The sequence below is a fragment of the Actinoplanes campanulatus genome (assembly GCF_014647795.1).
Taxonomy (GTDB): domain Bacteria; phylum Actinomycetota; class Actinomycetes; order Mycobacteriales; family Micromonosporaceae; genus Actinoplanes; species Actinoplanes campanulatus.
This window is the reverse complement of the sequence record NZ_BMPW01000007.1, coordinates 281,740-301,751: the sequence shown is the minus strand read 5'-3', so window position 1 is coordinate 301,751 and position 20,012 is coordinate 281,740. Positions and strand designations below refer to the sequence as shown.

The window sequence follows — 20,012 nt, the reverse complement described above, 5'->3', positions numbered from 1 at the left end:
GACCGAGCTTCATGATCATCTAACCGGGCAGTGACAACCACGAATGTCAGGACGCTTACCGACCATGCGGGCCACGAGCACTGATCAGACGGCGATCATCGTCCGGGTGCCCCACCAGCGGACGGATCCGGCCGACGGTGAACCGGCGGACTGGCCGCCGTCGCCGGAGGACCGCCCGGACGAGCCGGAGCCGCTCACCAATCCGCGGCTGACCGTCCTGTCCTGGTTGGTCCCGTTCCTCGTCGCCGGTGGCCTGGGCTGGTGGAACCTGGCCAGGCCCGGGCTCAGCGAGGACGAGCTGGCCACCTGGGGCATGGTCACGATCGGCTGGGCCGAGTTCCGCGGTGTGCTGGAGAACGTGGACGCCAGCGTCGGCGCCTACTACGTCCTGTTGCGCCTGTGGGCCGCCGTCGCCGGCGACACCGACCTGCTCCTGCGACTGCCGTCGGTGCTGTTCGGAGCGGCTGCCGCGGCGGTGGTCGCGGGCATCGGGATCCGGCTGGCCGGGCGCCGTGCCGGGCTGACCGCCGGCCTGGTCTTCGCGCTGCTGCCCGGCTTCTCCCGCTACGCTCAGGACGCCCGCCCGTACGCGCTGGTCATGCTCGCCGCCGCGGTGTCGACCTACATCCTGATCGGCCTGGTCGATCGTCCCCGCGCCCGCGCCTACGTGGGGTATTCGTTCTCCGTGCTGATCCTGGGCCTGTCGCACGTGGTGGCGCTGCTGCTGCTCGTCGCCCACCTGCTGCTGGTCGTCCGGGTGCGCCGTTCCTGGCGGCCGTTCCTCGCCTGGGCCTGCGCCGTACTGGTGGGTGTCTCTCCGGCCCTGCCGGTGCTCTATCTGGGCCAGGTGCAGAGCGGCGGCCAGATCGGCTGGATCCCGCCGCTGACCTGGGACCGCCTCGCCGAGACGCCGGAGCGCCTGTTCGGCGCCACGATCATCGCGGGTGCGGTGATCGCGCTCGCCCTGACCGCCCTGTCGCTGCGCACGAGCGCGCACGCGCTGACCCTGTGGGCGCTGGCCCCGGTGGCCGCCCTGGCGGCTGTCGCCCAGCTCACCCCGCTGTGGGTGCCGCGCTACCTGCTGTTCGTCCTGCCTGCCTGGGCGCTGCTGGCCGGGCTGGCGCTGTGCCGGCTGAGCGTGCTGCGCGGCCTGGTGGCGGTGCTCGGGATCGGCCTGCTGGCGATCCCGGCGCAGGCTGACATCCGTACGGTGTACGGCCACGATTACGCCAGCCGCGACATCGCCGAAGTGATCAAGGCGAACCAGGCGGCGGGCGACGCGGTGCTGTTCGGGCCGTTCGCCGACGGCGACCAGCGCACCAGCCGCGACGCGTTCATGCGCTACATGCCGGCGCAGCGGCCCGCCGACAAGCTCATGGTCCGTGCTCCGCGGACCGGGGGCACCCTCGGCGCCCAGGAGTGCCCGGACGCGGAGATCCCGTCCTGTTTCGGCAAGCCGTCCCGGGTGTGGGTGGTCCGCAAGGGCGGCTGGACCAACATCGTGCAGAACATCGGGGACGCCAAGGAGGCGCTGCTGCGCCAGGACTTCGTGCAGTCGGAGATCTGGCCGCTCAAGGGCTTCACCGTGGCGCTCTACATCCGTAAGCCGGCCGGCTGACGAGGCGAGGACGGATGACGGCGACCCAACCCGACGACACGGTGATCATCGAGATACCGACGGCCCTTCTCCCGGTGATCGGGGATCGCGGCCGGCCGCGGACGCTGTCCGACCTCATCCCGCAGCAGCGCCGGCCGCTGGTGCGGGCGGTGGGCGTGGCGTCGCGCGACCGGGCGGCCGCCCCGCTGCTGTCACCGCCGTCCGAGGAGGAGACCGGCCTATACGGCAAGCGTCGGCTGTGGGTGCTCACCGGCTTCTCGCTGATCAGCTTCGGGTCGCTGCTGGTCAGCCAGGTGTTGTTCCTGCGGATGTCACCGTGGCTGTACCTGCTGGTGCCGGCGCTCGGGTTCACCGTCCTCTACTACCTCATCTCGCTGGCGGTGAACGTCGGTACGCCCGGGTTCGACCTGCGCCGGCACCGCGAGCTGGTGGCGAGCTGGAAACCGGAGCAGTACCCGTCGGTCGACGTCTTCCTGCCGGTCTGCGGCGAAGCCCTCGACGTGCTGCGCAACACCTGGCAGCACGTGGACAGGATGGCCGACCACTACCCCGGCCGGGTCTGTGTGTACGTGCTCGACGACTCTGCCTCCTCCGAACGGCAGGAGATGGCGCTCGACTTCGGCTTCGTCTACCAGCGGCGGCCCAACCGCGGGTGGTTCAAGAAGGCCGGGAACATGCGGTACGCGTACCACCGCACGCTGGGTGACATGGTCCTGGTGCTCGACGCCGACTTCACGCCCCGTGCGGACATGCTCGACCAGATGCTGCCGTACCTGGACGCCTATCCCGACCTGGGTATCCTCCAGTCGCCGCAGTACTTCCGGGTGGACGGCGGCCAGGGCTGGCTGGAGCGCGGCGCGGCAGCCGTGCAGGAGCTGTTCTACCGCTCGGTGCAGGTCTCCCGGCAACACCACGAGGCCGCCATCTGTGTCGGCAGCTGCGCGATCTACCGCCGCGCCGCGCTCGACGACATCGGCGGGTCCACGCTGATCGAGCACTCGGAGGACGTGCACACCGGCTTCGACATGCGCCGCAAGGGGTGGCTGCTGCGGTACGTCCCGGTGCCGCTGGCGGCCGGCCTGTGCCCGGCCGACCTGAACTCCTTCTACACCCAGCAGTACCGCTGGTGCGCCGGCTCGATGAGCTTGCTCGGCTCGACGAAGTTCTGGAACCTGCGGATGCGGCTGCGCCAGCGCCTGTCGTACTTCTCCGGATTCTGTTACTACGCGCACACGGCTCTGTTCACGTTCGTCGGCCCGATGGTGCCGATCGTGATGCTCTTCTTCTTCCCACAGTTCGTGAAGCTGCACCACTACCTGCTGATCGTGCCGAGCGTCCTCTACAACTTCGTGGTCTTCCCGCTCTGGCACCGCACGTCCTACCGGTTCGAGACGTGGACGGTGAAGCTGGTCTACGGCTGGGCGCACGCCTTCGCCATCTGGGACCTGCTGCGGGGGCAGCCGATGGGCTGGCAGCCGACCGGCAGCACGGCGAAGAAGTCGCGCACCCGCCGGCTGCGCACCGGCATCACGCTGTGGAGTCTCGGCACCGCGCTGGTCTGGACCCTGACCGCGGCGGCCCGGATGACCACCATGGATCTGGCCACGTTCACTCCCGCGTTCCTGGCCGGGACGGTCTACCTCGCCACGGTGCTGCAGGCGCTGCTGGTCGACCCGGTACGCGACGTCCCCCGGAGGCAGGAATCATGAGGACACCGCACCTGCTCATCGCGATGTCGGTCTTCGTCGCGGGCGTGTTCGGCTACGCGGCGCTGGCTCCGTCGCCGGAGGCGGACCGGGCCGCGCAGACCGTCGCGGAAGGCACCACGGTCCCGCCGAGCGCCGGCGCGAGCGCCTCTGCGGCGCCCACCGTCTACGACGTCGGTCACCTGGTCAATCCGAGCCGCGACTACTTCGGCACCGCCATCTCGGGTGCGCCGCAGGACATGAGCCGGGTGGACGCCTTCGCCAAGCGGGTCGGCAAGAAGCCCAACATGATCACGATCTACGAGAGCTTCGACGACGACTTCGCGGCCTCCGAGGTGCGTGACATCTACCAGTACGGCGCGCTGCCCATCGTCCGTTGGGAACCGTTCAAACAGGGGCTCGGCGACATCGCGGCCGGTCGCTTCGACGAGTACCTGACCGAGTTCGCCACCGCGGTGCGCACGCTGAACGTGCCGATCGCGCTCACCGTAGCCCACGAGATGAACGGCCACTGGTATCCGTGGGGCACCCGCAAGAACCAGCCCCGCGACTTCGTCAACGCCTGGCGGCACATCCACCAGATCTTCGAGCGGGCCGGGGCCACCAACGTGATCTGGACCTGGACGCCGAACGTCGTCAACTACCTGCCCGGGGTCGCGCTCAAGCCGTACTGGCCGGGGGACCGGTACGTGGACTGGGTCGGCGTGGACGGCTACTTCACCCAGTCCGGCGTCAAGCACTTCACCGAGCTGTTCCGGCCCACGCTCAACGAGATCAAACGGTTCACCGCCAAGCCGGTGCTGATCGTGGAGACCGGGTCCGAGCCCGGCTCGATGCGCGCCACCGCGGTGAAGGAGCTGCTCACCGAGGTCGCGAAGAGCAAGGAGATCATCGGGTTCGTCTACTTCAACGCGCGCGGCTCCGGCGACTGGGTCCTCGACAACGATCCGAAGGCGCTCCGCGTGTTCCGTACCCACCCGGACCGCGACGACTTCTCCTTCGCCGTAAAGTGATCGTTCTCGCCGCTGTGCACCGTGGGTTGCCGGCGGTCCGGTGGAAAGGAGCGCGGTGATCGAGGGCAACGGCCATCCGGGACAAACCATGATCAACGCCACGCCGGCCGGCCCGTCACCGTCGGATGCCGCCGAGGTGCGTCCGGTACGCCGCAGCGGATACCTGGGCCCCGTCAACGTCGGCCAGATCATCGTCGCCGAGGCCGCGCTGCTCGGCGCGGGCGCGGCCGCGTCTCAGGGCCTCACCGCGGGCCTGGCCGCCGGCGCCGGCGCCGCCGCGCTGCTGGGAGTGGTCTTCGCCCGCCGGCACGGCCGGTGGTGGCTCGAGAACCGCACGATCGCGTGGCGGCACCGCCGCCGGCGCGGCACCACCGGCGGCGTGGGCGGGCCGCTGCGGGCGCTGCACGCGGTCGCCGCGGGACTGGTGGTCCGCGACGTGTCCGCACCCGACGGAGCCCGGGTGGGTGTCGCCCGTGACGACGCCGGCTGGTACAGCGTCGTCGCGCTGAACCCCACGGCGCCCGTGCATCAGGAGGCCGGCCCGGTGCCGCTGGACACCCTGACCGACGTGCTGGCCGCCACCGGTCAGCCCGGGCTGGTGGTGCAGATGGTCACCCACACCGTTCCGGCCGCCGGACTGGACGTGCATCCCTCGTCGCCGGCCGGCTCGTCGTACCGTCAGCTCACCGGCTCGCTCAGCCCGGTGCCGGTGCCCGCCCACCACGAGTCCGCGGTGGTGGTCCGGATCGACGCGCGTACGCTCGCCGGGGCCCTGCTGGACCACACCGCCGACCCGGAGGCCGCGGCGGCGCTGGTCGCCAGCCTGGGCCGCAAGGTCGCCACCAGCCTGCGCCGCTTCGGCATCGGCTGCCGGGTGCTCGACGCCGCGGAGGTGACCGCCGCGCTGCTCCGCTCCTGTGACGTCGACCCGGCCACCGCCGAGGCCGTCCAGGTGCGCGAGGAGTGGGCGCGATGGCACTCGGCGCGGCTGAGCCACCGCACGTTCTGGCTCAAGACCTGGCCGGGCACCACCGCCGCGATCACCGATCTGCTCACCTGGGTCTCCACGGTGCCGGCCGCGCAGACCAGCGTGTCGCTCGTGCTGGACCCGTCGGACGGCACCGATGTCACGGTCCGCTGCCTGATCCGGCTGGCCGCCCGGCACGAGGACGACCCACAAGCTCTGGAAAGGCACCTCGTCGAAGGTGTCAGACGATTCGGCGGGGAGGTGGAACCGCTCGACGGCGAGCAGGGACCGGCCGCCTACGCCACAGCGCCGACGGGTGGTGGTGCGGGATGACCTATCCGGATCGGGACGGGGCCTGGCGGCCACGACCGGCGCAGCGGTCCGAGGAGGAGACGACCCAGCCGTTCCAGGCCCTTCCACCGCCGCCGTCGATCTTCGCGCCGCCGCCGGTGGCCGTGCCGCGCCCGGAGGTCCCGGTCGCGCCGGTGGTCGCCGAGCCGGTCGCGCCGGCGCCGCAGGAGACAGAGACGGCCGACCCGGTGGCGCGGCGGCTGGCGGCGCCCGCGGTGACCAGCGCACCGCTGGCCGCGCCGAGCGCGCTGGCCGCCGTCGGCGTGCCATCGGTCACCGACCGGCCGGACAGCGGCGGGCCGCCGCCGGAGGGCGGCGCCGAGGCGGCGGCCGATGCCCGGGTCCGTCCCTCCGGGCGGATGCACCGGCTGCACGCCGGCCGGCACACCATCTCCCGGGCCACGCTCAAGAAGATCACCGTGGCGCCCTCGACCGGCGCCGGCCTGATCATTGGCCGCGACCGGCAGCACGCCGCGGTCCCGTTGCGCCTGTTCACCCCCGAGCCGGTACGCGTGACGCTGGTCGGCGGCGTCTGGGCCGCCCAGCTGGTGGTCTTCCGGGCGTTCTCGATGGGCGCCCGGGTGACCGTGGTGACCGACGAGCCGCACGCGTGGGCCGGGTTCGGTGAGCGGGCGACCGGCCGGCACAACCGGCTGCGCGTGCTCAACGGCCCGCCGGGACCGGCCGGGCCGGGCACCGCGCAGACGCCGATGCTCACCGTCTACGACCTCGGGATGACCGGGCCGGCGGCGACCACACCGCTCGGCCCGTGGCGCAGCCAGCTCACCGTCCTGCGCCAACTGGACCGGTCCGGTGTGCCGGCCTTGCAGGACGCCCAGGTCGTCCTGCTGCAGCGCCTCGGCGGCGACGAGGCGGCGCTGGTCTCCTCGGCGCTGCGGCTGCGCCCGCACAGCAGCCAGTTCCTGCAATTCATGGCGGACGACATGATGGCCCTGATCGACGAGGGGACGGACCGCTACCTGTTCCTCGCGCAGACCGAGGCCGAGCACCGGGAGGTCGGCGCCCCGCGGCGCTGATTCGGCGCCGCGGGCCGTCCGCCCGCACGTCAGCGGGCGGGCGGCGTCCAGGCCAGCTGAACCAGCCGGGACCCCTGTTTACGGGTGACCATCCAGGCTCGGCCGGGCGGCAGGATCTGCGGCTTGATCGTGCCGAACAGCGGACCCTCCTCGCGCGGCCCGGACATCATGAGGCCCGGCGTGGCGAGCTCGCGGAGCCGGCCGATCACCGGGTCGAACATGGCCCGGGCGGCGCCGCCGATGCGGCGCGTGAGGATCAGGTGCAGCCCGATGTCGCGGGCCTGCGGCAGGAACTCCAGCAGCGGCAGCAGCGGGTTGGTGGCCGCCCCGGCGACCAGGTCGTAGTCGTCGACCAGCACGTACAGCTGTGGACCCTTCCACCAGCTGCGGTCGTTGAGCATCTCCGGGGTGACGTCCGGTCCGGGCAGCCGCTCGCGCATCGCCACCGCCACCTGGTTGATCAGGTCGGCGGTGACCTGGTGCGAGGTGCCGTAGCCGATGGTGTGCCCGGCGTCCACACAGCCGAGCAGGCTACGGCGCAGGTCGACCAGCAGCAGCCGGGCCTGCGACGGGTCGTTGGCGGCCGCGATGGACCGGGCCAGACTTCGCAGGAAGGAGCTCTTGCCGCTCTCCACGTCGCCGAAGAGCAGCGCGTGCGGTTCGGCGTCGAAGTCCAGGTGGACCGGTTGTAGGTCGGACTCGGCGATGCCGATCGGCACCAGGGCGCCCTCGGCCGGCGGCAGCGCCTCGAACGGCAGCTGGGGCGGCAGCAGGCGCACCGGTGGGGCGGGCGGGCCGGACCAGTGCTCGGTGGCCGTCTTCACGTACTCGCTGACGGCGTCGGACAGGTCCTCGACGCGCTGCTCCCGGTCCACCCGCGGCAGCGCGGCGAGGAAGTGGTAGCCGTCCGGGGTGAGGCCGCGGCCGGGCGCCTGCTCCGGCACGTTGACCGCCTCCCGCCGGTTGATCACCGAGTCCGCGGGCTCGCCGAGGCGTAGCTCGACGCGGGTGCCGAAGACGTCGCGGATCTGCGGCCGGATGTCCATCCACCGGTTCGCGGCGGCGATCACGTGGATGCCGAACCCGAGGCCCCTGTTGGCGAGTTCGTTGACCGTCGGCTCCAGGTCCTCGAACTCGGCGCGCATCGTCGCCCAGCCGTCCACCACCAGGAACACGTCGCCGAACGCGTCCTCGGCGAACCGGCCCTGCGTCCTGGCCCGGCGGTAGGCGGCCACGCCCTCCACGTTGTGCGCGGCGAACAGTTCCTCGCGGGCCCGCATCAGACCGTGCACCTCGGCGATGGTGCGGCGGACCCGGTCCACGTCGCGCCGGGTCGCCACCCCGCCGACGTGCGGCAGGTCGGCGAGCCCGCTGAGCGGGCCGCCGCCGAAGTCGAGCCCGTAGAACTGCACCTCGCGGGGGGTGTGCGTGAGCGCCAGGCTGACCACCAGGGTGCGCAGCAGGTTGGACTTGCCGGACTGGGCCGCGCCCACCACCACGAGGTTGCCGGCCGCTCCGGCGAGGTCCAGCCACATCGGGTCACGGCGCTGTTCGAACGGCTTGTCGACGATGCCGACCAGTGCGTGCAGCGTGCCGAACCGGTCGGCCGCGTCGGCCACCAGCCCGCGCACGGGGTCGGTGACGAGCGGCGGGAGCAGCTGGCCCAGGGTGGGTGCGGTCTCCAGCGGTGGCAGCCACACCTCGTGCGCCGGGGTGCCCCTGCCCTCCATCTGCCGGACCAGGACCTCCAGCAGGGTGTCGCCGACGACGCGCTCCTCGGCGGCGTCGGCGGCGGCCTGGGTGTCGACCTCCGGCTGCTCGTCGCGCAGCGGAGCGGCGTAGAAGGTGGAGAAGTCGCGGATCGGGTCGCCCAGCTTGACCCCGGCCGCCGCGGCGGCGTTCTCCTGCCGGACCGCTCCGGAGACGTACGCCGCCTTCAGCCGCACCAGGCCCTCGGTTCCGGTACGCAGGTAGCCGTGGCCGGGGGAACGGGGCAGTTCGTAGGCGTCCGGCGCGCCGAGCACGGCCCGGCTCTCCATCGACGAGAAGGTGCGCAACCCGATCCGGTACGACAGGTGCGACTCGAGCCCGCGCAGCCGCCCCTCCTCGAGTTTCTGCGAGGCCAGCAGCAGGTGGATGCCGAGTGACCGGCCGACCCGCCCGATCTGGACGAACATGTCGATGAAGTCGGGCCGGTGGGTGAGCAGTTCGGAGAACTCGTCGACGATGAACAGCAGGCTGGGCAGCGGGGCCAGCGGCACGCCGGCCGAGCGGGCCCGCTCGTAGTCGCGCTGGGACGCGTAGTTGCCGGCCTTGCGCAGCAGCTCCTGCCGCCGGGTCAGCTCGCCCTGGATGGCGCCGAGCATCCGGTCGACGAGCGTGAGCTCGTCCTCCAGGTTGGTGATCATCGCACTGGTGTGCGGCAACCGGTCCAGGGAGGCGAAGGTGGCGCCGCCCTTGAAGTCGACCAGCACGAAGTTGAGGATCTCCGGGCTGTGCGTGAGCGCCAGTGCGAGCACCAGGGTGCGCAGCAGCTCGGACTTGCCGGAGCCGGTGGCGCCGACGAGCAGGCCGTGCGGGCCCATGCCGTCCTGCGCGGACTCCTTCAGGTCCAGCTCGATCGGCCGCCCGTCGAGACCGACCCCGATCGGGACGCGCAGCCGGTCCCGGTTGGGGCGGCTCGCCCACAGCTCGTCGAGGTCCACCTGGTAGGGGTCGTCCTGCCCGAGCAGCTCGGCCAGGCCGAGATCATGCAGGACCGCGGCCTGGTCCCGGTGCGACGCCACGGACAGGCGCAGCGGGGCCAACTCCCGGGCCAGCACCTCGGCCTGATGCGTGCCGAGCGCGTCAGCGCGGCCGACCTGGGTGCTGCCGTCCATGGTGGTGCCGGTGACCGTGCCGTCGGCGGCGATCTCCAGGACCACCGAGCTGTCGTCGAGCAGCCGGGGCGGCGGCACCGACAGGTCGAGGATCGTGACGCCGGCGACGCCGCCCTCGGTCATCAGATGGTCGGAGCCGGCCGTCGAACCGCCGTCGATCACCACCACCATGTGCGGGCCGTTGAACGGCGGCCCGTTCGGGTCGAACCGGGGCCGGTTGACCAGCACGTCGTCGACGATGGCCTCGAGCGCGGGCACGCTCGGCGCCACCAGCCGCACCGAGCCGACAGCGTCGGTCTTGCCGGGGTGCTGGGCGTGCGGCAGCCACTTCACCCACTCCCACCGCGACCGCTGGTGGTCCGGCACGCACACGCCGATCCGCAGGTCGTCCGGGGCGTGGAAGGTGGACAGCTGGGCGATCAGCGCACGGGTCAGGTCGAGCACCGCGTCGTCGCCGCCGCGCAGGTAGATGTGTGAGAAGTCGCGCAGCGCGACCGCCACCGGCAGGTCCGGCACCACCGAGTAGGTGCTGACGAACTTGCGCAGCGCCATCGCGCACAGCGGCTCCAGCTCGTCGACCGGCCGGGTCTGCGGCGGCACCAGACGGGTCGCCACCTCCTGAGCGCCGAGGCCCACCCGGATCACGGTGAAGTCCGCGTCGCCCTGCCGTCGCTCCCAGAGCCGGCCGCCGCCGGTCAGCGTCCACAGCGTGTCCGGGTCGGGATTGCGGTAGTACATCGCCTCCCGCTGCTGCCGGATGGCGTTGCGGACCTGGGCCCGCAGCTGGGACAGATGGCGCAGGTACTGCCGCCGGGCCTCGATCATCTCGCGCTTGCCGGGACCGGTGGTGTTGGTCACCATCATGGCGATCATGCCGAGGATGGACACGCCGTACATCGCGCCGGCCACATAGGCGATCGCACCGCTGCGCTGCGTGCCCATCATCAGGCCCATGGCCGCGGCGCCGGCGCCCATCGGCAGGACCATCAGCATCCGCGTCCAGCCCTTGCCGCCCGCGGGCGGCACCTCGGGCGGCGGGTCCAGCAGCACCTCACCGGAGGGCATCAGGGGCGCCGGACGGCGCGGAGGGCGCTTGACGATGGTGACTGTCACGCTGGCGTTCCTCCTCGGCGGCTGGTCGGCGCCCCATCCTAGTCATCGGCACCGGAGCCGGCTCAGCCCCATCGGCACGGGCGAATCCCAGGTCACCCGCTCATCGGCCGCGCCTGCTAGGTTGTGGCGCGAAGATCGGCGTCCAAGCTGGAGGTGATCGCTTGAACACACCGGGTGGCCCTAATCTGGCCCGGGTCACGATCGCGGCTCCGGAGCGCCGGATGGACGTCGCGCTGCCGGACAACATGCTCGTCGCCGAGCTGCTGCCGCACCTGCTGCGGCACGCCGAGGGCGGCCTGGGCGAGACCGGTGACCTGGGCGGTGGCTGGGTGCTGCGCCGTGCCACCGGCGCGGCGCTGGAGCCCCATCGCAACCTCACCGCGCAGGGCATCCGCGACGGTGAGCTGCTGCATCTCAAGCCCGTCCGGGAGGACTGGCCGGAGCTGGCCTACGACGATGTCGTCGAGGTGATCGCGAGCGGCTCCCGGCGGGCCGGGCGGGCCTGGGCCGGTGCCGCCACCCGTGACACCGGGCTGGCGATCACCGCTGTCGCGCTGCTGATGGGCCTCGCCGGTCTGGCGTTCACCGGGCCGCAGTGGCGCACCCCGGGCGTCATCGCGATCGGCGTCGCCCTCGCCCTGACCGTCGGTGGCGTGCTGCTGTCACGCGCGTTCCGCGATGCCGGCGCCGGTGCCGTCGTCGCCGCCGCCGGCCTGCCGTACGCGTTCTTCGGCGGCGCCTGGCTGATCATGCCGGGCGACGCGGGCTTCCTCGACACCGGCGCTCCCGGCCTGCTGCTGGGCTCGGCGGCGCTCCTGGTGCTGAGCCTGCTCGGGCACACCGGCGTCGCCGGCCTGCCGCGGCTGTTCGTCGCGGGCATCGCCGCCTCGCTCACCGGTCTGCTGGCCGCGCTGCTGAGCATCGCTGGCATCACCGCGGCCGGTGCGGCGGCGGTCGCGCTGACCACCGCCATCGGTCTGCTGCCGGCCTACCCAGTGCTGGCCGGCTGGCTGGGCCGGCTGCCGTTCCCCGAGCTGCCGAGCCGGGCGGAGGAGATCCTGGCGGACAAGCCGACGCCGCGCCGCTCCGACGTGTTCGCCGCGGTGGTGCGTGCCAGCGAGGTGCTGACCGGGCTGCTGCTGTCCACCGCGATCTGCAGCGTCGTGTCGATCGTCTACCTCACCGCGCAGCGGCCGGACATCTCCGGTGTCCTGCTGATCGTGGCCGCGGTCGCCGCGCTGCTGCTGCGCGCCCGGCTCCTGCCGATGCCCCGGCAACGGGTGCCGTTGCTGGTGGCGGGCCTGACCGGGCTCGCGGTGCTGGGGCTCGGCGCCGCGTACCACGCCGATGGCCGGTCGCCGGGGATGCTGCTGCTGGCCGGCGCTGGCGTAGCCGCGGTGATCGCCCTGTCCACGGCGCTCGTGTTCAGCCGCCGGCAGCCGTCGCCGTACCTGGGACGGGCCGCGGACGTGTTCGACGTCGTCGCGATCATGGCGCTGATCCCGCTGGCGTGTGCGGTCATTGGCATCTTCGGGTCGATCCGGGGGCTCTTCGCCTCGTTCGGCGGGTGACCCCGCGATGGCCTCCCGTCGTGATCAGCTGCACTCGTACCAGTTCATGAACCAGCGAGTGGTCTCCGCGTTCGTCATGCGCGAGACCGACCCCGCCCAGTCGCCGCTGCGCCGCGGCATCGGAGCGCTGTTCGGTGGCCTGATGGTGGCCGTGCTGGTCGGCGCGGTGTACGGCATCATCGGCCTGCTCACCAAGGTGGGCACCGACACCTGGAAGAGCGACGGCTCCGTGGTGGTGGAACGCGAGTCCGGCGCCAGCTTCGTCTACCTGAACGGCAGGCTGAACCCGGCGCTCAACCTCGCCTCGGCCAAGCTCGCCGCCGGCCGGCCGAACCCCACGGTGTTCCGGGTGGCGGCGAAGTCCCTGACGGAGGCGCCACGGGGTACGACGATCGGCATCCCCGGCGCGCCGGCGTCGCTGCCCGAGCCGGACCGGCGGTCCGGTCTGCCGTGGACCATGTGCGCGCTCGCCGGTGACAAGCCGTGGTCGGTGCTGCTGGCCGGGTCCGGCGCTCCCGCGGCCAGTGAGCTCGGCGACCGCGGGATGCTCGTCAAGGACGCCGCCAAGGGCATGAACTATCTGGTGTGGCACGGCCGCAAATACCAGTTCCAGGACTCGCGTACGACGATCCCGGCGCTGTTCGGAGCGGTTTCGGCGACGCCGGTCGGCACCGCCTGGCTCGACGCGATGCCGTCCGGTGTCGACATCGCCGCCATCGCCGTGCCCGACCGGGGCGCGCCCTCCGGCAAGGTGCCCGGCCGGCGCAACGGCGAGGTGCTGGTCGCCGGCACCGGCAGCGGCGAGCAGTCGTACCTGGTCTTCGACGACGGTCTGGCCCCGATCACCGCGCTGCAGCGGGCCGTGCTCGACGCCCGGTTCCCCGGCGCGCCGGTCGAGACCACGGTCAACGCGGTCGGCCAGGTGCCGGTCAGCAACCGGCTCGACGGCCAGGACCCGGCGACGCAGCCGCCGGCCGCACCACCCGAACTGGCGTCGGTGAACGACGGCGAGACGCTGTGCGCGCAGACACGCGACCCGGCCGAGCCGCCGGTGGTGTCCGCGGGGGGCCCGGCGGCCGCACTGGCCGGGGCCGTGCCGACGACCGCCACCACCGAAACCGGTCGTGCCCTGGCCGACGCGATCCTGGTCCCGGCGGGGCGCTACCAGTTGGTCAAGGTGCCCGGCTCGGGCGGCTACACGCTGGTCACCGATCTCGGCGTGCGCTACCCGATCCCCGGCGCCGACGTGCTGGCCCTGCTGGGATACCCGGCCTCGTCGGCGATCGAGGTGCCCACCGCGCTGGTGAACCGGATCCCGGCCGGGGTGACACTCGACCCTGCCGCCGCGATCCTCCCGGCCGCGCCGGCCGGCTGATCAGCTCTGGCGCGAGTCGGCCAGGTCGTCGAGCAACATCACCGGCGGGCCGGGCTCGACGGGCTCCTCGGGGCGCGGCAGCGGGGCCGCCAGACCCGGCCGCCAGCTGCGGCGGCGCAACGCCGCGGTGGCGAGCAGCACGCCCACGACCAGGATCAGCACCAGACCGGCGCCGAGAAGCGCCAGGTCGCGGCGGCGCCGCTCGGCCGCGGTCTCCGGCGGGGAAGCCGGCTGGACCGCAGGCAGAGCGCGGTGGCTCGGCGCCACGACCTGCGCGGTCAGGGCCGCGTACGGGTTCACCACGCCGGCGCCGTACTGCGGGCCGGCCGGTGTGGGGCTGGCCGCGGCGATCAGCGTCTGGGTGATCTCCGAAGTGAGTAGATTGCCCCGTTTGGCGCGGGCGAGCGCCACCGTTCCGGCGACGAACCCGGCGGCGACCGCGGTGCCGTCCACCTGCACGAGACCGGTTCCGCGCTGCAGGGTGGGCACGGCGACACCCGGGGCCACCAGGTCGACGAAGTCGCCGCCCGGCGAGTTCTTCCAGATGCCGCCGTCGGGGCCGATCGCGCCCACGCCGAGCACGTCCGGGTAGGCCGCCGGGAACGAGGGGACGGCCCGGCCGCCGCTGGCCTCCAGGTCCCCGGCCGCCGCGACCACCACGATCCCGCGGGCCACCGCGGCGGCGACGGCCCGGCTCAGGCTCGCGTCGCCCGTGTGGAGCGGCGTCGCCACGACGATCACGTCGGCGCCGTTGTCGGTGGCCCAGGTGATGCCGCGGGTCAGGGCGGCCGGCTGGGCGACCGCGCCGAACGGGATGTCCGGGACCACGCGTACCGGTTGGATCCGGGTGTCCGGGGCCACGCCGACGACGCCGTTGCCGGTCGAGCCCTGGGCCGCGATCACCCCGGCGACCTGGGTGCCGGTGCCGGTGCAGTCGGTGTCGGCCGGGCCGCGGCCGGAAACCGCGTCGAAGCCCGGCAGGACCCGCCCGTGTAGCTGCGGGTGCGCCGCGTGGACTCCGGTGGACAGCAGCGCGACCGTGGTGCCGCCGCCGCGGGTGAACGGCCGCACCGCGTCGAGCGCGAGCATCGAACGTGGCCACGGCGCTTCGGCCGGGACGTCCTCCGGCCGGGCACAGCGGTCCACCGGGGCGGCGGCGGCCGGTACGGCGGACACGGGCACGACCGGAAGGGTCACCAGCGCGGCCAGGACCGCGCCGAGGAGTCGGTGGCTCGTCGATAGCACCGGAGAATGATATTCGCCGGTCAGGTTCGGCTGCCGAGCGCGGCCCGCCGGGCTTCCAGATCGGAGCGCCGGAAGCGGTTCGGCGCCCGGTCGCGCAGGGCCCGCCCGGGGACGCTCCAGAACGCGTCGCCGGGCACCGCGGCCGCTCCGGACGGCACGAACTTGAGTGCCTCGCCGAGACAGGCCGCCGCCGTGGCCAGCCACTCCCGTGCCTCCTCGGCCGTGATGTCGGGCAACTCGGCGGCCAGGGCCATCATGTCCGCGATCTCGACCCACTCTCCCGGGTCGAAGAGCACCGACGTCTCCTCGTCCGCGCCGAACGTGACCGTGGCGCCGGCGCGCGGCGGCGTCGGGCGCCGCGGCAGGGCGAAGACGAATCGCCGCTCCCGGCCGCATCCGTCACACCGGCCGTGATAGCTGCGTGCCGGCACACCGTCCTCCTCCACCAGGGACTCGGACCAGGGCACCTCCACCGCCATACAGTCGGGACAGCCGTGCAGGTCCATGTAGAGATGGGCTTCATCGCGGGTGCGGGCGGCGGGCAACACGCATCGAATGATAGAACCGTTGACCATGTCTCGTGGACGGATCATCCTCAGCGCCGTAGTGGTGCTTCTCGGCGCGGTCGCCCTGTTCGTCGTGTCGAACATCGATGCGCCCGGCGGCTCCGCGGACGCGCGGAAGCTGCTGACCGGCGTCGAGTCCCGGCTCCGTGCGGCCGGCAGCGCCCGGGTCGGATTCACCGCCGAGATCCGTCCACAGGTCTCCGGGCCGAAGGCGACGTTCGCGGGCACCAGCCTGATCAGGTTCGGCGAGACCGACGAATGGGACACCACCTTCTCCGGCATCGTCGCCGACGGCCAGGCACCGGTCGAGGGCCGGGCCATCCGGGCCGGGCGGCAGACGTACCTCACGTCGCCGAGCCTGACGGCCGACGACGGGCGCGCCTGGTTCGCGGCGACGACACCGGCGTTCTGGGGCAACACGATGGCCAACCCGAACCTCGGCCTCGCCGATCTCACGGTCTGGACCGGCTTCCTCGCCCGCACACCCGGGCAACTCGCGCTCAACGCCGCGACCGAGGAACTGCCCGACGTCGAGGACGCCGAACACGAGTTCCGGGTGCGGTGCACGCCGACTCAGGATCCGCATTGCCCGCCACCGTTCGGCACCGACCTGGACGCGCTGTTCGACGAGGCCGGCTTCCCGGTCTACCAGGCCTGGATCGACGGCGACGGCCTGATCCGCAAGCTCGAGGTGAGCTTCAGCGTGATCAACAGCGGGACCCGCGCCGCCGACCCGCTGCGCCCGCAGGGCGAGTACCAGGCCCACCTGACCTTCACCCTGGACGATTTCGGCACGCCGGTGACCGTCACCGCCCCGCCGGCTGATCAGGTGACGCAGAGCCGCCTGGTGCGCCGGCGGGAATGAACGTCAGCAGCACCAGCACGTCCTCGGCGGAGACCTCGATGGCGCCGTCGCCGCCGGGGTCCACCGCCAGCCCGTGACCCTCGGGCCAGACCGCCAGCGCGAACGGCAGCGCCACCTCGACCGCGGGCACCGGGCCGGGATGGCGGCCGGCCAGCGCCTGCGGGGTGGTGAAGACCTCGATCATCTGATCCGGGCCGGGCAGCCACGGGAAGCCGGGCTCGACGATCTCCTCGGCGGTCACCGGCCGGCCGGCCGGGATCAGCACCACCGAGTCGAGCAGGCGGTCCAGGTAGCCGTACACGTCCCCGGCGCGCGCGGCGGCGGTCAGGGCCGCCGCCGCGTCGTCGACGGGATGGTCACCGGCCGCCTGCAGGGCACGCAGCTCCTGCTCGGCGATCTCGTCCTGCTCGGCCTCCTCGGCCAGTTCCGCCAGCGTCGGCACGGTGACATCGCCCACGGCCGCCCGCTCGACACCCTCCACCGCGAGGTACGCGTCGATCGGCGTACCCGGGTTGATCGCCAGCCGCCATCGCGGATCGGGCCACTTGCGGCGCAGCTCGGCATAGGTGGTGACGGTGTAGCCGTTGACCGCGTGCCCGAACTGTCTCGCCAGCGCCTGCACCGAGGTGAAGACCGGTAGGAACACCTCGTCGAACGCGTGCACGGTGAGGAACCGCTGCCCGGGCGAGTCGTCCCCGGCGATCTGCGGCAGGTACAGTTCGGCGAGCGCCACCAGCTGGAAGTAGGACTGCCGGTCGTCCTCACCGGCGGCCAGCAGCATGGCCCGTTCCACCTCGTTGACCGGCTCCCAGCCGGTCACCGCGCGGCCCGCCGGTGCGAGGAGGGCAGAAGAACGCCGAGGCCGTCCGTCGAGACCGATTCCGCGGCGGCCGCGGCGTTCGCCGCGAGAGCTTCCAGATCGGAGGGTACGGGCCGCAGCGCGACCCAGAACGACGCGAAGTCGCCGGTGAGCCGGTGCAGCAGACGGGCACAGACGTCGTCGGCGGTGAACCCGTCACGATCGCGGGGATCGTCGTCGTCGAGGTAGCCCACCGCGCCGGCGTCCGGGCCGCCGGTCCGCAGCACGAGCAGGCCGCCCTGGACGTGGCCGATCGCCAGCCAGTCCGCGGTCAGCCGGTCGCCGAACCAGGCGTTGCGGTAGGCCAGGTCCTGGGTCCGGTCCTCCCGGAAACCGAACAGCGGCTGGTCCAGGACGAACCCGTGGCCGGGGAAGACGGCGGGTGCCCCGGGCGCGCCGCCGTTCGTGCGTTCCAGGAAGTCGCGGTACGCCGCCGGTAGGCGTACCCCCAGGGTCTGTTCGGCCTTGACCACCGCGGCGCTGGAGAGACGCTCGGAGACCAGGATCCGCGGAGCGGCGCCGGTCCGGGCGGTGAGCCCGCGCCCGGCGGAGCGTGCGGCGGCGACACTGACTCCGCCGAGATGCCGGAACGCGGCGTGCAGTTCGGCCGGCACCAGTGCGAGGAAGCGGCCCTGCGCCGCGTGCGCCCAGGTCCAGCCGGGCGGCGTGCCGACGCTGCCGTCCCACAACGGGTCGCCGTCCGCCCGGGCGGCCAGCTCGGCGGCCCGCACGGCGACCACCCGGGCCTCGTCGATCGTGAGGTCCGCGACCGGCGGTGGCAGCGCGACAAGGGTGCGCGCATAGGGCGTCCAGTCCGGGAAACCCCATGGATCGACCGGTACGCCGTGGCGGTAACGCACCCGCAGCATCGGCGACGCCGGGTGCGCTGCCCGGAAGGCGTGGCGCGCGCCCGCGATCCGCTCTCTGGTCACCACTTCGGCTCCGTCTCCGCACCGTAATGATCGGACAGGTAGGCGTCTCCGCCGTCGTCGAGCCGGACCGCAGGCGAGCGGAGTACGACGTCTCGGCAGCGCCCGATTCGCTCATGGCCAACGCAATCTACCCGCTTGACGCCGGCCGGTCAGATGTCGGTGCGCGCCCCGGTCTCGGGATCGAGACCCATGATCTCCCGGGCGCGCCTGGTGTACTCCCAGTCCGCCTCCGGCGACGCCTCGGCGTCGACGTGGTGCACGTTGTAGTCCGGCTCGTCAGGATGCCGATCCGGGCGGAACGGGGTCGTGGCGGAGTGCTTGCGCTCCCATTCCGCGTGCCAGGCGCCGAGTGCGCGCTGACGCTCCTCCTCGGTGAGTGGCCCCGGCTGACCCGGCACACCGGTCTCCTCGACCCGCTCCGTGCCTCCGGAAGCCGCTGCGATCTCCAGCAGCCGCCGGGCGCGCTCCAGCACATCCGGGTTCACCGGCTCCGGGAAGAAGAACCGCCGCGCCCTGATGTGGTAGTAGAACAGGTCCTCGGGCGGTGCGCCCGTCGCTCGTACGTCGTCCTCGATCGATTCCGGCCACACCCACATCCCGTCGGTGCGGTAGGTGCCGGCCGGTCCCGTCGTCACCAGCGGCGCCCCGGTGAGGAACCCGATCACCTCGGCCCGGGCCTCCGCATCCAGGTCGTCATAGTTCTGGGCCCGGCCCGGCATCGCCAGCCGCAGAGGAAACGCACCGGCGCGTTGCCGCTCCAACGCCCGGCACACCTCGCGGTAACGCTTCTGTGCGGTGGCCTGCAGCGCACCCGGCAGGAGGGCGCCCACCGGCCTCAGCGTCCCCGGCAGTTCACCGCGCTCGGTGCGTGCCAGCATGTCCGACGGCCGCCACAAACCGTCGAGGCCGAGAAGCTCATCCACCGTCCCCGCCGGCGAACTCACCCGGCGCATCAGCCATGACGGCTTGGAGAGCTTGTCGCCCGGGCGCAACCGACCGAAGTAGGTGGTGTCGACGTCGTTGGATGCGTCCATAGCCATGGGAATCTACCCGCCTCACCACGCCGCGGGACAGAGTTGCCCGAGGTAGGTCGATTCAGCGTCCACCGGTTCCTCCGCCGGCGTGGGAAGGCCGCCGGAACAGGGCCGAGCCGGCGAGGGCCGCCCGGTGGTACGGCGACAGATCCTCGCCGGTCCAGAACACCTCCACCTGAGCGCCGGAGTCGCCGTGTCGTTGCAGCGCCTGCTGGACCGTACGCATGATGTCCCACGCCGCCGCGCCGGCGGCGACCTCGACCAGAACCACCCGCACGCCCGCTTCGGGCGGGCATCGCCAGGCCCTGGCGATGGACAGCACGTCCTCGTTGCCGCGCAGCACGCTCACCGGTGAGCTGTCCTCGAGGTCGGTGAGCCGGTCGGCCAGGTCGTCCAGGGCGGCCAGGGCGGGCGGCAGGTCCCACAGGTCGTCACCAGGGCGGCCGCTGAGGTCGAGCCGCGGCGGGATCCGAGCCGCGTCGGTCGCCAGCACGTCGGCCGGCACCGGGAAGAACCGGTGCGAGGGCGCCGGGATCTCGTCCGAGATCCGCACCTGCTCGATGCGCATCGGCTCCCGCCCGCCGAAGAACGTCCCCACCGTCTCCCGCAGGAGCGCCACCTGGCCGGTGGTCAGCGGCACACCGAGATCGGCCACCGCCCCGGAGACGGTGTCCGGGATCTGCGCCAGGTCCCCTGCCGCGAGCATCGCCCGGACGTGGTTCAGCCACTCGTCCGGCACCCGGCCGGCCAGGTGCAGCAGCAGCCGGTGCAGGCCGCTGAAGAACCGCCAGCCTTGCTCACCCAGCTCAGGCCGCACGTCAGCCATGTCAACGCCCCTCATCCACGCCGATGGCTCGGCGTTGCTCAGCCCGCCCACCGGC

Annotated in this window: 15 protein-coding genes; 8 read left to right on the top strand and 7 right to left on the bottom strand. The window is 72.7% G+C overall.

Annotated features, from left to right (window positions below):
- Window positions 1-64 precede the first annotated feature (64 nt).
- From IEZ13_RS16015 to IEZ13_RS15995, 5 genes are read left to right on the top strand one after another with little or no spacing between them, the layout of a single operon-like run.
- Window positions 65-1,618 (top strand): glycosyltransferase family 39 protein, encoded by a 1,554-nt coding sequence (locus tag IEZ13_RS16015; RefSeq protein ID WP_183221787.1) that lies wholly within the window; start codon window positions 65-67, stop codon window positions 1,616-1,618.
- A gap of 14 nt (window positions 1,619-1,632) precedes the next feature.
- Window positions 1,633-3,327 (top strand): glycosyltransferase family 2 protein, encoded by a 1,695-nt coding sequence (locus tag IEZ13_RS16010; RefSeq protein WP_183221788.1) that lies wholly within the window; start codon window positions 1,633-1,635, stop codon window positions 3,325-3,327.
- Window positions 3,324-4,337 carry a glycoside hydrolase family 26 protein gene (locus IEZ13_RS16005; RefSeq protein ID WP_183221789.1) on the top strand — a complete coding sequence of 338 codons (1,014 nt, stop codon included), beginning with the start codon at window positions 3,324-3,326 and terminating at the stop codon, window positions 4,335-4,337. The genes IEZ13_RS16010 and IEZ13_RS16005 overlap by 4 nt, the downstream gene beginning before the upstream one ends.
- Window positions 4,338-4,392: 55 nt before the next feature.
- The gene (locus IEZ13_RS16000) at window positions 4,393-5,637 is read left to right on the top strand and encodes a type VII secretion protein EccE (RefSeq protein ID WP_229794728.1); all 1,245 of its coding nucleotides are present in this window, start codon (window positions 4,393-4,395) and stop codon (window positions 5,635-5,637) included.
- Window positions 5,634-6,692, top strand: coding sequence for a hypothetical protein (locus IEZ13_RS15995; RefSeq protein WP_183221790.1), 1,059 nt, complete (start codon window positions 5,634-5,636; stop codon window positions 6,690-6,692). Before IEZ13_RS16000 ends, IEZ13_RS15995 begins: the two co-directional genes overlap by 4 nt.
- Before the next feature lie 29 nt (window positions 6,693-6,721).
- Here the strand turns inward: IEZ13_RS15995 and eccCa are convergent, their stop codons facing one another.
- Window positions 6,722-10,684, bottom strand: a complete 3,963-nt coding sequence (gene eccCa / locus IEZ13_RS15990; protein ID WP_183221791.1) for a type VII secretion protein EccCa — start codon at window positions 10,682-10,684, stop codon at window positions 6,722-6,724.
- A 161-nt stretch (window positions 10,685-10,845) separates the two neighbouring features.
- Here eccCa and eccD point away from each other — a divergent pair, with 161 nt between their 5' ends.
- Together eccD and eccB are read left to right on the top strand one after the other, a co-directional pair.
- A complete protein-coding gene (eccD, locus tag IEZ13_RS15985; protein WP_183221792.1) occupies window positions 10,846-12,255 on the top strand; it encodes a type VII secretion integral membrane protein EccD in 1,410 nt (469 codons plus the stop codon).
- A gap of 7 nt (window positions 12,256-12,262) precedes the next feature.
- Window positions 12,263-13,630 carry a type VII secretion protein EccB gene (eccB, locus tag IEZ13_RS15980; RefSeq protein ID WP_183221793.1) on the top strand — a complete coding sequence of 456 codons (1,368 nt, stop codon included), beginning with the start codon at window positions 12,263-12,265 and terminating at the stop codon, window positions 13,628-13,630.
- On the opposite strand, the gene IEZ13_RS15975 is transcribed toward eccB, so the two are convergent.
- On the bottom strand, window positions 13,631-14,875 hold the full coding sequence (locus IEZ13_RS15975; protein ID WP_183221794.1) for a S8 family serine peptidase: 1,245 nt from the start codon (window positions 14,873-14,875) through the stop codon (window positions 13,631-13,633).
- 20 nt (window positions 14,876-14,895) lie between these two features.
- The gene (locus tag IEZ13_RS15970; RefSeq protein WP_183221795.1) at window positions 14,896-15,423 is read right to left on the bottom strand and encodes a hypothetical protein; all 528 of its coding nucleotides are present in this window, start codon (window positions 15,421-15,423) and stop codon (window positions 14,896-14,898) included.
- Between the two features lie 25 nt (window positions 15,424-15,448).
- Here IEZ13_RS15970 and IEZ13_RS15965 point away from each other — a divergent pair, with 25 nt between their 5' ends.
- Window positions 15,449-16,306 carry a hypothetical protein gene (locus tag IEZ13_RS15965; protein ID WP_183221796.1) on the top strand — a complete coding sequence of 286 codons (858 nt, stop codon included), beginning with the start codon at window positions 15,449-15,451 and terminating at the stop codon, window positions 16,304-16,306.
- On the opposite strand, the gene IEZ13_RS15960 is transcribed toward IEZ13_RS15965, so the two are convergent.
- The 4 genes from IEZ13_RS15960 to IEZ13_RS15945 all read right to left on the bottom strand — a co-directional run bounded on the left by IEZ13_RS15960 (window position 16,248) and on the right by IEZ13_RS15945 (window position 19,957).
- On the bottom strand, window positions 16,248-17,126 hold the full coding sequence (locus IEZ13_RS15960) for an SseB family protein (protein ID WP_183221797.1): 879 nt from the start codon (window positions 17,124-17,126) through the stop codon (window positions 16,248-16,250). The two genes, IEZ13_RS15965 and IEZ13_RS15960, sit on opposite strands and share 59 nt — an antisense overlap.
- Complete coding sequence (locus tag IEZ13_RS15955) at window positions 17,123-18,100, bottom strand: SMI1/KNR4 family protein (RefSeq protein ID WP_229794727.1); 978 nt, start codon at window positions 18,098-18,100, stop codon at window positions 17,123-17,125. Before IEZ13_RS15955 ends, IEZ13_RS15960 begins: the two co-directional genes overlap by 4 nt.
- A gap of 146 nt (window positions 18,101-18,246) precedes the next feature.
- Window positions 18,247-19,131: a hypothetical protein gene (locus IEZ13_RS15950; RefSeq protein WP_183221798.1), complete on the bottom strand. Its 885-nt coding sequence runs from the start codon at window positions 19,129-19,131 to the stop codon at window positions 18,247-18,249.
- A gap of 61 nt (window positions 19,132-19,192) precedes the next feature.
- Window positions 19,193-19,957, bottom strand: a complete 765-nt coding sequence (locus tag IEZ13_RS15945) for a hypothetical protein (protein ID WP_183221799.1) — start codon at window positions 19,955-19,957, stop codon at window positions 19,193-19,195.
- Window positions 19,958-20,012 lie beyond the last annotated feature (55 nt).

Bases quoted from the DNA above. Each gene is read 5' to 3' on its own strand.
- IEZ13_RS16015 (WP_183221787.1), top strand. From the start codon at position 65: ATGCGGGCCACGAGCACTGATCAGACGGCGATCATCGTCCGGGTGCCC.
- IEZ13_RS16010 (WP_183221788.1), top strand. From the start codon at position 1,633: ATGACGGCGACCCAACCCGACGACACGGTGATCATCGAGATACCGACG.
- IEZ13_RS16005 (WP_183221789.1), top strand. From the start codon at position 3,324: ATGAGGACACCGCACCTGCTCATCGCGATGTCGGTCTTCGTCGCGGGC.
- IEZ13_RS15995 (WP_183221790.1), top strand. From the start codon at position 5,634: ATGACCTATCCGGATCGGGACGGGGCCTGGCGGCCACGACCGGCGCAG.
- eccB (WP_183221793.1), top strand. From the start codon at position 12,263: ATGGCCTCCCGTCGTGATCAGCTGCACTCGTACCAGTTCATGAACCAG.
- IEZ13_RS15965 (WP_183221796.1), top strand. From the start codon at position 15,449: ATGTCTCGTGGACGGATCATCCTCAGCGCCGTAGTGGTGCTTCTCGGC.
- IEZ13_RS15950 (WP_183221798.1), bottom strand. From the start codon at position 19,131: ATGGACGCATCCAACGACGTCGACACCACCTACTTCGGTCGGTTGCGC.
- IEZ13_RS15945 (WP_183221799.1), bottom strand. From the start codon at position 19,957: ATGGCTGACGTGCGGCCTGAGCTGGGTGAGCAAGGCTGGCGGTTCTTC.